13 protein-coding genes and 1 riboswitch are annotated in these 12,296 nt (G+C 68.7%); of the genes, 5 read left to right on the top strand and 8 right to left on the bottom strand.

The window, feature by feature from the left end; translation table 11 throughout:
* Window positions 1-3 precede the first annotated feature (3 nt).
* Window positions 4-987 carry a LuxR family transcriptional regulator gene (locus tag G3I17_RS28395; RefSeq protein WP_203590877.1) on the bottom strand — a complete coding sequence of 328 codons (984 nt, stop codon included), beginning with the start codon at window positions 985-987 and terminating at the stop codon, window positions 4-6.
* A 263-nt stretch (window positions 988-1,250) separates the two neighbouring features.
* On the opposite strand from G3I17_RS28395, the gene purF reads away from it, so the two are divergent.
* Together purF and purM are read left to right on the top strand one after the other, a co-directional pair.
* Window positions 1,251-2,813 (top strand): amidophosphoribosyltransferase, encoded by a 1,563-nt coding sequence (purF, locus tag G3I17_RS28385; protein ID WP_164600678.1) that lies wholly within the window; start codon window positions 1,251-1,253, stop codon window positions 2,811-2,813.
* 52 nt (window positions 2,814-2,865) lie between these two features.
* Window positions 2,866-3,945 (top strand): phosphoribosylformylglycinamidine cyclo-ligase, encoded by a 1,080-nt coding sequence (gene purM / locus G3I17_RS28380; RefSeq protein ID WP_164600677.1) that lies wholly within the window; start codon window positions 2,866-2,868, stop codon window positions 3,943-3,945.
* A 281-nt stretch (window positions 3,946-4,226) separates the two neighbouring features.
* Here purM and G3I17_RS28375 read toward each other — a convergent pair whose 3' ends face one another.
* The 3 genes from G3I17_RS28375 to G3I17_RS28365 all read right to left on the bottom strand — a co-directional run bounded on the left by G3I17_RS28375 (window position 4,227) and on the right by G3I17_RS28365 (window position 6,370).
* Entirely contained in the window at window positions 4,227-4,415 is a 189-nt protein-coding gene (locus G3I17_RS28375) for a DUF3073 domain-containing protein (RefSeq protein ID WP_020389018.1), read from the bottom strand.
* Between the two features lie 216 nt (window positions 4,416-4,631).
* The gene (locus G3I17_RS28370; RefSeq protein WP_164600676.1) at window positions 4,632-5,447 is read right to left on the bottom strand and encodes an ABC transporter permease; all 816 of its coding nucleotides are present in this window, start codon (window positions 5,445-5,447) and stop codon (window positions 4,632-4,634) included.
* Window positions 5,448-5,482: 35 nt separating this feature from the next.
* Window positions 5,483-6,370 (bottom strand): ABC transporter ATP-binding protein, encoded by an 888-nt coding sequence (locus G3I17_RS28365; protein WP_164600675.1) that lies wholly within the window; start codon window positions 6,368-6,370, stop codon window positions 5,483-5,485.
* A 167-nt stretch (window positions 6,371-6,537) separates the two neighbouring features.
* On the opposite strand from G3I17_RS28365, the gene G3I17_RS28360 reads away from it, so the two are divergent.
* Both G3I17_RS28360 and G3I17_RS28355 read left to right on the top strand, forming a co-directional pair.
* Window positions 6,538-7,674: a histidine kinase gene (locus G3I17_RS28360; protein ID WP_164600674.1), complete on the top strand. Its 1,137-nt coding sequence runs from the start codon at window positions 6,538-6,540 to the stop codon at window positions 7,672-7,674.
* Window positions 7,675-7,725: 51 nt separating this feature from the next.
* Window positions 7,726-8,382: a response regulator transcription factor gene (locus G3I17_RS28355; protein ID WP_164600673.1), complete on the top strand. Its 657-nt coding sequence runs from the start codon at window positions 7,726-7,728 to the stop codon at window positions 8,380-8,382.
* A 117-nt stretch (window positions 8,383-8,499) separates the two neighbouring features.
* Here the strand turns inward: G3I17_RS28355 and G3I17_RS41765 are convergent, their stop codons facing one another.
* Together G3I17_RS41765 and G3I17_RS28345 are read right to left on the bottom strand one after the other, a co-directional pair.
* The gene (locus G3I17_RS41765; protein ID WP_164600672.1) at window positions 8,500-9,354 is read right to left on the bottom strand and encodes an NlpC/P60 family protein; all 855 of its coding nucleotides are present in this window, start codon (window positions 9,352-9,354) and stop codon (window positions 8,500-8,502) included.
* A riboswitch (cyclic di-AMP (ydaO/yuaA leader) is annotated at window positions 9,354-9,546 on the bottom strand. (Overlaps the previous gene by 1 nt.)
* A 271-nt stretch (window positions 9,547-9,817) precedes the next feature.
* On the bottom strand, window positions 9,818-10,780 hold the full coding sequence (locus tag G3I17_RS28345) for a threo-3-hydroxy-L-aspartate ammonia-lyase (RefSeq protein ID WP_164600671.1): 963 nt from the start codon (window positions 10,778-10,780) through the stop codon (window positions 9,818-9,820).
* A gap of 87 nt (window positions 10,781-10,867) precedes the next feature.
* Between G3I17_RS28345 and G3I17_RS28340 the strand changes: the two genes are divergently transcribed.
* Window positions 10,868-11,230, top strand: coding sequence for a YciI family protein (locus G3I17_RS28340; protein ID WP_164600670.1), 363 nt, complete (start codon window positions 10,868-10,870; stop codon window positions 11,228-11,230).
* 79 nt (window positions 11,231-11,309) lie between these two features.
* On the opposite strand, the gene G3I17_RS28335 is transcribed toward G3I17_RS28340, so the two are convergent.
* Together G3I17_RS28335 and G3I17_RS28330 are read right to left on the bottom strand one after the other, a co-directional pair.
* Window positions 11,310-11,495 (bottom strand): YegP family protein, encoded by a 186-nt coding sequence (locus G3I17_RS28335; RefSeq protein ID WP_164600669.1) that lies wholly within the window; start codon window positions 11,493-11,495, stop codon window positions 11,310-11,312.
* Between the two features lie 113 nt (window positions 11,496-11,608).
* Complete coding sequence (locus G3I17_RS28330; protein WP_164600668.1) at window positions 11,609-12,289, bottom strand: TetR/AcrR family transcriptional regulator; 681 nt, start codon at window positions 12,287-12,289, stop codon at window positions 11,609-11,611.
* Between the last annotated feature and the right edge of the window lie 7 nt (window positions 12,290-12,296).

Genomic DNA, 12,296 nt, shown 5'->3' with positions numbered 1-12,296 from the left:
CCGTCAGACCCAGCCGCGTTTGGCGGCGGCCACTCCCAGTTCGAAGCGCGAGGTGGCGTCCAGGCGTTCGGAGAGGTTGGCGGTGATGCGGCGGGCGGTGCGCAGCGAGATGCCGAGGAGGCGGGCCACCTGCTCGTCCTTGGCGCCGCCGGCCAGCAGGCGTAGTACCTCGGCCTCGTGCGGGGTGAGCGGGTTGTTGTCGTCGCGGTCTTCCGGGGAGAAAAGCTCCGCGGAGCGCGACCAGTAGGAGTCGAACAGCGACATCGCGAGGGCGACGACGGCGGGGCTGCGGTGGATGAGCGCGCCTGCCGTCGGGTTCTGCGGGTCCATCGCCATCACGGCCAGCTCGTGGTCGATGATCAGCAGCCGCATCGGCAGGGTCGGGGTCGCCCGGACTTCACCGCCGTGCCGGTGCAGGGTGGCCGCGTAGTCGAGCCCGGGCTTGGAGACGGTCATGTTCTGCAGGTAGAGGGTCCGCAGCTTGATGCCGCGCTGGAGCAGTTGCAGGTCGGGGGTGACCGAGTCTGGGTGGATGGTGTCGTCGATGTGCGCGGGGATCATTCCCCAGAAGGAGCCGCGGGCGTTCAGGCCGAGCTCCTCGATCCGGCGCGACGCGTTGGCGCGTCCCTTCAGCACCTCGACGTCGCCGCTGCTGCGGGAGGTGAGCAGTTCGTTGTACTGCTCCGAGATCACCTCGGCCGAGGTCTCCGCCTGGCGCAGCTCGTCGGCCATCCGGTTCAGCTCGCCGCGGCGGCGCTCCACCAGCCCGGACAGTCCGACCCGGGGATGCACCGCGTGCTCGGCGTCCGGGTTGGTCCAGGTCGGGACCAGGAGTTCGAGTTTCCGCAGATCGTCCAGGATCTGGCTGACCTCGGCCAAAGGTAGCTTTACCAATGCCGAAATCTCCGCCGGAGTGCTGTCGGGATGGCTTAGGAGGGCGTGGTAGACCGCAAAGGTGGCCCCATCCACACCCAGCGGTTCCAGCACGGCGCACTCCTTCGGTACTTGTTTGGAACCGACCATATACAGAGCGCGCCGACAATGAGCGCTTGATTGGTCACCCGATTATTTCGAAAGGACGTCTCGTGATCAAGAAGTGGCTCACTGTAGTCGTCGCTGCTCTGGTTTTCACGGCTATTACGCTCCTGCCCGGCAAGACCGCTGCCGAGGCGGCGCCGCCTCCGGCCGAACCCGGCTGCGGGATCACCGCGGTCTGCTGGGGGATGTAGCCCTCCCGTACACTGAGCCGCGTGGCTCGTGGCGATGGTCGGCTCACTCATGATCTTGACCCGCAGGACCTAGGCCCGCAGGACGCTTGTGGCGTCTTCGGGGTCTGGGCTCCGGGGGAAGAGGTTGCCAAACTCTCCTATTTCGGACTCTTCGCTCTGCAGCACCGGGGGCAGGAGTCAGCTGGCATCGCGGTCAGCAACGGCAGTCAGATCCTGGTCTACAAGGACATGGGTCTGGTCAGCCAGGCCTTCGACGAGGCGACGCTTGCATCCCTGAAGGGGTATATAGCCGTCGGTCACTGCCGGTACTCGACGACCGGGTCGAGCGTCTGGGCCAACGCCCAGCCGACGTTCCGGTCGACCGCGACCGGCTCGATCGCGCTCGGGCACAACGGCAACCTCACCAACACCGGTGAACTGGCCGCGACGCTTGCCGGCAACGACGACCTCGACCTGGGGCTGGACGTCGACATCGAGCACGCGCGGGCGAATGCCAAGCACAACGCCTCCTCCGACACCGACATCCTCACCTCGATGCTGGCCGGCTACCCGGACCTGACCATCGAGCAGGCTGCCGCCAAGGTGCTGCCGAAGGTCAAGGGTGCCTACAGCCTGGTCTTCATGGACGAAACCACCCTGTACGCCGCCCGCGACCCGCAGGGCGTCCGCCCGCTGGTGCTCGGCCGGCTCGAGCGGGGCTGGGTGGTGGCCAGCGAGACCGCCGCGCTCGACATCGTCGGCGCGAGCTTCATCCGTGAAGTGGAGCCGGGCGAGATCGTCGCCATCGACGAGGACGGCCTGCGCTCGACCACGTTCGCCGAGCCGGAGCCCAAGGGCTGCCTGTTCGAGTTCGTCTACCTGGCCCGCCCGGACACCCAGATCTCCGGTCAGCGGATTCACACGACTCGCGTCGAGGTCGGCCGCCAACTGGCCCGCGAGCACCCGGTCGAGGCCGACCTGGTGATCGCCACCCCGGAGTCCGGTACGCCGGGTGCCATCGGGTACGCCGAGGAGTCGGGCATCCCCTACGGGTCCGGCCTGGTCAAGAACGCTTACGTCGGCCGCACGTTCATCCAGCCGAGCCAGACGATCCGCCAGCTGGGCATCCGGCTGAAGCTGAACCCGCTGCGCGAGGTGATCGAGGGCAAGCGCCTGGTCGTCGTCGACGACTCGATCGTCCGCGGCAACACCCAGCGCGCGGTGATCAGGATGCTGCGCGAGTCGGGCGCGGCCGAGATCCACGTCCGGATCTCGTCGCCGCCGGTGAAGTGGCCGTGTTTCTACGGCATCGACTTCGCCAGCCGGGCCGAGCTGATCGCGAACGGCCTGAACACCGAGGAGATCTGCCGCTCGATCGGCGCCGACTCACTCGGGTACGTCAGCCTGGACGGGCTGATCGAGGCCACCTCGGTGCCCAAGGACAAGCTCTGCCGCGCCTGCTTCGACGGGATCTACCCGATCGCGCTGCCGGAGCCGGAGCACCTCGGCAAGCACCTGCTCGAAGTACCGGTGAACACCGATATCGACGGCCTCGCCACAGTGTCCGGCGGCGCCGGCGCAGCGGACGCGCTGTCCCGGCCGTAAGGCCCGACTGTTCTGTCTGCAGTGCATCAGGCCCCCAAGAAGGAGAACCACAGTGAGCGAGGGCGCGAGCTACGCGGCCGCCGGCGTCGACATCGAGGCCGGTGACCGGGCCGTCGAGCTGATGAAGGAATGGGTGGCCAAGGCGACCCGCCCCGAGGTGGTCGGCGGGCTCGGCGGCTTCGCCGGGCTGTTCGACGCGAGTGCGCTGACGGCGTACCGGCGGCCGTTGCTGGCCACCTCCACGGACGGCGTCGGGACCAAGGTCGCGATCGCCCAGAAGATGGACCGGCACGACACGATCGGCTTCGACCTGGTCGGCATGGTCGTCGACGACCTGGTCGTCTGCGGCGCCGAGCCGCTGTTCATGACCGACTACATCTGCACCGGCAAGGTGGTGCCGGAGACGATCGCGCAGATCGTCAAGGGCATCGCCGAGGCCTGCGTAGAGGCCGGTACTGCGCTCGTCGGCGGCGAGACGGCCGAGCACCCGGGTCTGCTGGAGGCCGACGAGTACGACGTCGCCGGCGCTGCGACCGGAGTCGTGGAGGCCGACGAGGTGATCGGCGCCGACCGGGTCCGGGCGGGTGACGTGGTGGTCGCGATGGCGTCCTCCGGGCTGCACTCGAACGGCTACAGCCTCGTCCGGCACGTGTTCTTCGACCGGGCCGGCTGGCAGCTCGACCGCGAGGTCCCCGAGCTCGGCGGCACGCTCGGCGACACCTTGCTGATCCCGACCCGGGTCTACGCCAAGCACTGCCTCGAGCTGATCCAGGAGCTCAACGCAGCCGAGGACAAGCCTCTGCACGCGATGTCCCACATCACCGGCGGTGGCTTCGCGGCGAACCTGGCCCGCGTCATCCCCGACGACCTCGCGGTCCGGATCGATCGGTCCAGCTGGACCCCGGCGCCGATCTTCGGCCTGGTCGGTCAGCTGGGTGGCGTCCCGCAGCTCGAGCTCGAGAAGACGCTGAACATGGGTGTCGGCATGGTCGCGATCCTCGATCCGGCCGCGGCGGACCGCGCGATCGCGGCGCTGGCCGAGCGCGACATCGCCGCCTGGGTGTGTGGCGAGGTCAGCACGGTCACCGACGCCACGACAGGCGTCGAGCTGCAAGGCACCTACGCCGGCTGATCCAGCCGCGGCTGCAGGCCAGGCAACGACGGCCCTCAGCGCAGGCCTATGACGAGCAAGGCCCATGACGACGGTCCTCAGGCGCCCAGGAGCTTCCTCGGGCGCCGGAGGTCATCCGCGCAACGAACGCAGCACTGTGGATCTCAGCACAGCGAACGCTTCGTAAGGGCAGGCTGGCGTGCCCTGTCCTGCCGTGTGGTGGAAATTCGTCGGCCAAGCACAGTCGACCTGCCCAGGCGCCCTGAGGCGCTGGGCAGGTCGATCAGAGTGCTACTGCGGCTTTACCGACGGGGGTGGTAGTCGTCGGCGTCATCGCCGACGTCTGTGTCGTTGTTGCCGTTCGCAGAGGTACCACCCTCGTCGCCGCCGGACAGCTCTTTTTTGAGCTGGTCCAAGTCGGTGTCCCAGGTGCGGTACTTCAGGTCGCGTGCGACCTTCGTCTGCTTGGCCTTTGCACGGCCGCGCCCCATAGCGTCGACCCCCTCGCACAAGTCAACCGGGTACGCAGCGTGGCGCCCACGGATCAGTCGTCAGTAATCGTGCCTCTAGGTTACCCGGACCCGGTGTCCGACACACGCACCGGCCCCTGACTGGACCCCCGAAGAAGTCCGAGAACAGGCCGGGAGGCCTGACCAGTCCCCTCAAACCGGCCAGGCCTCCCGCGTCTTTGACCCCTGACGGGGGTGTTACTTCACCTCGCGACGTGAGCTTGCCCACAGTCCGACGATCGTCGGCAGGACCACCCAGACGGCGATCGCGGTGAGCGTCTCGGGCAGCATCCCGTGCAGATCGCGCTCGGCGATCCGGCCGAAGGCGCCGAACACGTCGAGCCAGTTGGCGTTGTCCTTGAACAGGGCAGGCCCGGCCAGGGCCCAGGCGGTCGGGGCGACGAAGAAGACCAGGATCGCGACCGCGGTCTGGGCGATCACCGCACCGAAGGCGGCACCCATCACGACGTTCAGCGCGGTCGTCAGGTAGGCCCCGGCCAGCGCGCCGCCCAGTCCGGCGTACGTCGATCCGTCGCCGCTGATGGCCCCGCCGAGCGCGGTGGCGGCGAGCGCGAGCAGGGCGGTCACGGTCAGGACGACGGCGCTCAGTGCGATCGCGGAGGTGAACTTGGCGAGCTGGACCCGGATCCGGCGCGGCGAGAGCGTGAAGGTGGTCAGCGCGGTCCGCTGGGTCCACTCGCTCGTCATCGCCATCACGCCGATCACCGGCAGCAGCAACAGCACACCGGTCGACGCGGCGCTCAGATAGCCGTCGAAGGCCTGCTTGCCGTCGGTCAGGTGGGTCAGCTGCCAGGTGAGTGCGGCCACCGCGAGGGCCAGGATGCCCAGGATCAGGAACCGGCCGCTGCGGGTGTTGACCGACTTACGCAGCTCGATCGTGACGAGCTTGAGGAAGGACTGGGCGCGCGCGGGCGGCAGTGAGGTGGCGACGGCGGCGCGGTGCTTGCCCAGAGTCGCCGCGACGACCGGAGAGGTGATTTCGGAAACAGCCATGATCTTGGACTCCAGGAGGTAGAAAGGTCGGTGTTTCAGGCAGCTGCGGCGGCGGGCGTGGTGAGCTGGAAGAAGAGCTCCTCCAGGCCGGCGCCGTCGCTCTCGCGCAGTTCGAGCAGGACCTGGCCGGCGGCGGCCGCGGCGCGACCGACCTGCTCGGCGGTGGCGTCGACGCGCAGCGCGCCGTCGTACAGGGGCTCGAGGTCGAGCCCGGCGGCGGTCAGCGCCTGGTTCAGGCCGATCGGGTCGAGGCCGCGGACGAGCGTGCCGCTACCGGCCAGCAGCTCTTCCAGCGAGCCGTTCGCGACGATCTTGCCGCCGCCGATGACGACCAGCCGGTCGACGGTCGCCTGGACCTCGCCCAGCAGGTGGCTGGACAGGATCACCGTGCCGCCGCGCGAGGCGAAGTCCTGCAGCAGGCCGCGCATCCAGCGGATGCCTTCGGGGTCCATGCCGTTCGCGGGCTCGTCGAGGATCAGCGCGGCCGGGTCGCCGAGCAGAGCGGCCGCGATCCCCAGGCGCTGCCGCATCCCCAGCGAGTACTGACCGACGCGGCGCTTGGCGGCCGGCGTCAGGCCGACGGCGTCCAGCATCTCGTCCGCACGGCTGCTCGGTACGCCGAGCAGCGACGCGTTGAGCAGCAGCGTCTCGCGACCGGTACGGCCCGGGTGCTGGGCCGCCGCGTCGAGCATCACGCCGACGACGCGCCCGGGGTTCGGCAGGTCGGAGTACTTCTTGCCGGCGATCGTCGCGTGGCCCGAGCTGGGCGGGGTGAGTCCCGTCAGCATGCGCAGCGTGGTGGATTTGCCGGCGCCGTTCGGGCCGAGGAAGCCGGTGATGCTGCCGGGCTCGACGGTGAAGGAGACGTTGGAGACGGCGGTGTGCTGGCCGTAGCGCTTGCTGAGGTTCTCGACGGTGATCATGTCCCCTACTCAACCGGTCGGGACCCCCTCGCCACATCGACCGAGCGTCTGCAGTCACCCCCTACTTAAGTCGTCGGGAATGACCCTGACCCCCCACCGCAGGGGGGAGGACAGGCATCACCGAAAGAGGGACGTAAGTCGTGACGTGCCGCGACTACGCTGACTCAATGCAACGGTTGCGGCGCTGGTATGCCTGGTTCGTCCGGCACGCGCCGCGCTTCCGCGACCTGATGTACGTCGGGTTCAGCCTGCTCACGATCGTCTTGCAGGCGGCAGGGGGCAATCCCGGCTGGCATCCCGACTGGATGGTGTTCGCCCTCGGCGCGATCGCCTCACTGGCTCTGTGGTGGCGCCGGAAGTATCCGGTCCTGGTCACCGTCATGGCCGTGGTCGCGATGGGCGTCGCCGGGATCTTCATGCCGATCGGGCTCGCGCTGCTGACACTCGCGATCCGCCGCCGCGACCTCGTACTGGCCGTCCTGACCTTCGCGGCGTACGTCGCGTACGTGATCGGGAACCGGCCGGCCAGCGGCGATCCCACGGTGCCGATCTTCACCGGCCCCTTCGTGATCGGCACCTGGGTCGCGATCGGCGCCTACATCGGCGCCCGGCGCGACCTGATGGTGTCCCTGCGCGACCGGGCCGAGCGGGCGGAGTCGGAGCGGGAGCTGAGGGCCGAGCAGGCCCGGTTGGGAGAGCGGGCCCGGATCGCGCAGGAGATGCACGACGTGCTCGCCCACAAGGTGTCGCTGATCGCTCTGCACGCCGGCGGCCTCGAGGTGAACCCGGCCGTCGGTCCGGAGAAGGTGGAGAGCACGGCCGGGCTGATCCGCGAGACCGCCCGGCAGGCGATGGAGGATCTCCGCGAGGTTCTCGGCGTCCTGCGAACCGACCTGAGCCAGAGCGGTGCGGAGCTGGCTCCGGTACCACGTGCAGCTGACCTGGCCCGCCTGGTCGAGGCGTCGCGCGCGGCCGGCGTACAGGTGACGAGCTCGTTGACCCTGCCGGACGAGGTACCGGCTCTGGTCGGGCGAACGGTCTATCGGGTGGTGCAGGAGGCGCTGACCAATGTGCACAAGCATGCGCGGGGCGTTACGACCGAAGTACTGGTGAAGGGCGCGCCCGGTACCGGGGTGAACGTCCGGGTGACGAACGTACGGCCGGTGGCGGCTGATTCACTGTTGCCGGGCTCCGGTGCGGGGCTGGTCGGGCTGCGGGAGCGGGTGACCCTGTCCGGTGGCCGGCTCGACGCCGGACCGACTCAGGACGGCGGCTGGCGGGTCGAGGCCTGGCTGCCCTGGTGACCGGGGTTGGGGCAGAGATGGCAGAGTCCGACGGGCAAATGAAGGAGAACGATGACGCGGCTGCTGATCGTGGACGACGAGGCGCTGGTCCGGGCCGGGCTGAAGATGATCCTGGAGTCGGCTGACGATCTCCAGGTGGTCGCCGAGGCCGACGACGGCGCGGACGCGGCCGCGATGGTTCGCCGGCACCAGCCGGATGTCGTCCTGATGGACATCCGGATGCCACGGCTGGACGGCCTGGCCGCGACCCGCGAGGTCCAGGCGCTGCCCGATCCGCCGAAGGTCATCGTCCTGACCACGTTCGACCTGGACGACTACGTGTTCCGGGCGTTGCAGGCCGGGGCGAGCGGGTTCCTGCTCAAGGACACCCCGCCGCGCGAGCTGGTCCAGGCGGTCCGGGTGGTGGCGGGCGGCGACGCGATGCTGTCGCCGGCCGTGACGCGGCGGTTGATCGGGCACTTCGCGGCGGACCCGCGGACGGACCGGCAGCGGATCGCCAAGGAGCGGCTGCTCGCGCTCACCGACCGGGAGCGCGAAGTACTGGCGGCGGTCGCGCGCGGATTGTCGAACGCCGACATCGGCCGGGAGCTGTTCATGAGCGAGGCGACCGTGAAGGCGCACGTCTCCCGGGTGCTGGTGAAGCTGAACGCCACCAACCGGGTCCAGGTGGCGATCCTCGCCCACGACGCGGGAGTGCTCGACACCTGAGCCCGGACATGGACAACCGGCCGGGCGTCGTCTGAGGGGTGGGGGGCGACGACGCCACGACCGGTTGTCAGGTCAGCGGCCCGAGGGGGGAGTCGGGGGCGCTGACGGGGTTGAACCTCAGACGCGGCCGAAGGCCACGCTGCTGGTCCAGATCTTCGCCTTGGCGATCGGCTTGCCAGGCTTCGACGAGTGCCACAACGTGTTCGCGCCGGCGTAGATGCCGACGTGGTACACGCCGCTGCCACCGCTGAGGAAGAACACCAGGTCGCCCGGCTTGGCGGCGGAGCGGCTGATGTGCTTCGTCGCGCTGTACTGCTGACGCGACGTACGGGGCAGCGTCTTGCCGGCCTTCTTGTACACGTAGCCGGTGTAGCCGGAGCAGTCGAAGCCCTTGGTCGTCGTGCCGCCGTAGCGGTACGGGGTGCCCTTGAGCTTCGCGGCCTCGCGCAGAACCTTGGCCCGGAAGGTCGTCGTGGTGCTGCTGGCAGCGCCACCCTTGCCGTAGAGCACGCCGTGGCGGGCGGCCCAGGTCAAGCGGTTCCAGGTCGGCGCGCTCATGTAGCCGGTGACGCGGATGCCCCAGGAAGCCTGGAACTTCTTCACCGCGGCGACCGTGCTGTTGCCGAAGTACCGGTCCTGCTTGAGGTGCAGGGTCTTCTGAATGTATTTGACGGTAGAGCCCGAGTCGCGGAAGCGAATCAGGGGGCGACTGGCGATGGTGCTGCTGCCGCGGACCTGGCCGGCAGTGGTGCTTGCAGCTGAAGCGGTCGTCGGGGCGGCGACCACGCTGAGCGCGGCTCCACCACTGACGGCTAGGCCGACCGAAAGAACGGCGGCTGCGGCCCGGGGGGCCGTGGCGGACTTGCTGGACCTACGGTGCTTTGCCAATCCGCGGCCGGTGGGCCGGGTACTGGCATCGCCGGTGTGACTGACGGCGCTCTGAAGCGCTGTCCGTCGGGCAGTGACGGGCATGGTTGTCTCCCGACGCCTGTGAAGTTAGCTGTCGGGTTCGGGCTGAGAAACAATAGCCCGGTCCGCTCCCGCGGACTTCACCCCAGGGTCCCGACCACTCACGGTCGAAACCCAACTTCCTGGGTCCCCCACTCCTGCCATGGTTGTTCGAGGGGAGCGGGTGTGCCTGGCAGGACTCGGCGTTGACACACTCGCAGTTCGGCGCATTTGTCGAACCGCCGACGACTGTATAACAGAATGATCACGACGCAAACCCTCAGATCCACAGAGACCCTCCGAAAAGCCGTCAGACGGCTCTCTGACGGATCAGGGACCCACCTTGAACACCAGGTGTCCTGAGCGTGTCTGAGCGTCTCTCAGGTGGCCGCACAGCGAATTCGTGTGACCCCAGTCACATCGCGTGGTGGCTTTCTGTGACAACGAGCACAGTCCGTACTCAGGCTCCCCTCAGGTAGGCCTGGGATCATCGCTTTCCGAGCAGCTCCAGCCACCGCTCCAGGCCCACATTCCCGCCTGAAATCAGTACTCCGACGCGGTCGGGCAGGTTCTGGATCCGTCCGGCCAGCAGCGCGGCCAGCGCGCAGGCGCCACTCGGCTCCGCGACGACCTTCACTCGCTCGAAGAGGAACGTCATCGCAGCCCGGATCTCGTCGTCGCTGACCAGCTCGACGCCGTCCACCAGCCGCTGAACGATCGGGAAGGTCAGCTCGCCCGGGCTGGAGATCGCCTGGCCGTCGGCGATCGTCCGCGGTACTTCGATCTCGACCCGCTTGCCGGCGGCCAGCGACCGGGCTGTGTCGTCGCCCGCGGCCGGCTCCACACCTATTACCCGGATACCTGGTGACAAGGCGGTCGCCGCGGTCGCGCACCCCGCGATCAGGCCGCCGCCTCCGATCGGTACCAGCAGTGCATCGAGCGGGCCGACCTCCTCGACCAGCTCGAGGGCGACCGTGCCCTGCCCGGCCATCACGTCGTAGTGGTCGTACGGCGGAATGAGGGTCAGCCCCCGTTCCTCGGACAGTTGCTTGGCCAGGGCTGCCCGGTCCTGCCCGTACCGGTCGTAGGTGACCACCTCGGCGCCGTACCCGCGGGTGGCCGCCATCTTGGTCGGCGGCGCGTCCGTCGGCATCAGGATCACCGCGGACGTACCGGCGAGCTTGGCGGCCAGTGCGACCGCCTGGGCGTGGTTGCCCGACGAGTACGCCGCCACGCCACTGGCGAGCTGGGCGGGGGAGAGCCGGCTGATCGCGTTGAAGGCGCCGCGGAACTTGAACGCACCGATCCGCTGGAAGTTCTCCGCCTTCAGATACACCTCGGCGCCCACCCGCTCGTTCAGCGTGCGCGAGGTCAGCACCGGCGTACGGTGCGCGAAGCCTTTGATCCGTCCGGCCGCCGCTTGCACGTCCGCGAGAGTCAGCTCAGTCATGACGCGACGTTATGTCAAAGTGGCGGAGCCCGCTCCGTACTGATGACGAGAGGCTCCCGGCCGGGAGCCGACGGCGAAGGAGAGATCGTGAAATACCTCGTTGTGCTGAACATCAATCCCGACGTCCTGAACGCGCTGACCGAGGACGAGCAGCAGGCGATCTTCAGTGGGCACGAGAAGTTTCTGCAGGTCGTGCAGGAGTCAGGCGAGTTCCACAGCACGGTGGCGCTGGCCGAGCCGGCCAAGACGTCGGTGGTCAAGGTGCGCGACGGCGTGCCCGCGGTGACGGACGGGCCGTTCCTGGAGGCCAAGGAGTTCCTGGCCGGGTACTACCTCCTGGACTGTGCGACTCCGGAGCGGGCGCAGGAGCTGGCCGCGATGATCCCGGACGCGTCGATCGAGGGTCTCGGGGTCGAGGTTCGCGCGGTGATCCACGAGCTGGGCCTCTGATCCACCGCTGGAACGACAGAACGGCAGGAGCTCCGCTTCGGGGAGTTCCTGCCGTTCTGTTCTGTACTACTGGGAAGTACTAGGAAGTCTGGTCGTCGACTTTCGCGTCGCCGGCGTTCTTCTTGATCGACTCGATGCCGTTCAGCGCGGCAGCCTTGGTCTTGTAGCTCTCGCTGCCGGTCGCGATCACCTCGCCGTTGCCGGCCTTCAAGCGGAACCGGTACTCGCCCGACTTGTCTTCGTACAGCTCGAACTTGCCCGCCATGGCAAAACCCTCCGTGTGGTGGTCTGACTCCGCTTCGGAGCGTAGACCCCGTAGTTGACCAGTGGCGGGACCCGGCGCGAGTGTCGCCGACCGTCAGGCGTCATGCGTCGGGGTCAGGCGTCGGGGTCGGCCAGCACGCCACGGATGCCCGCGACGACGAGGTTGATGCCCAGCGCGTAGTACCGGTCGGTCGAAGCCGGGCAGACCAGGGTGTCTGCCGCTGACGTGATCAGTGGGTAGCGGTGGGGTGAAAGGGCCGCGAGGGAGGCGCGCTTGGCGCGCAGGCCGTCTTCGCGAGCGACCGGATCGGTGTCCTCGGTGGCGCCGGGCTCCGCGGTGACCAGGATGATGAGCGAGCAGACCGACTGCCGTCCGACCTCTGCCGCGTCGTCGGTGGAGAAGCCGCCCTGGGTCAGTAGCTCCATCGTCCGCTCGGCCAACGCGAGCCCGGCCGGCGAGATCAGGATGCGGAACATCGTCAGCCCCGCCACCTTGGGATGCGGCCGAAGGGCTTTGACGAACGACGTCAGTACGGCGCGCAGCTGGACGTCCCAGGCCTCGTCGCTCGGCTCGGGCAGGGCTATGTCGGCCAGGATCCGGTCGGCGACCGCGGCGAGCAGGTCGTCCTTGTCGCTGAAGTGCCGGTAGAGCGCCATCGGCGTCACGTCGTGCAGCTGGGCGAGCCGGCGGATGGTCAGCGCGTCCAGCCCCTCGGCGTCAGCGATCTCCAGCGCGCTCGTCGCGAGGGTCTGCGGATCGAGCCGCTTGGCGGCTTGGCTGCTGGTCGGGGGCATGTTGACA

The sequence above is a fragment of the Streptomyces sp. SID13031 genome (genome assembly GCF_010548305.1).
Lineage (GTDB): Bacteria > Actinomycetota > Actinomycetes > Propionibacteriales > Kribbellaceae > Kribbella.
The sequence above is the reverse complement of the archived record's forward strand: the minus strand, read 5'-3'. Positions and strand labels throughout refer to the sequence as shown.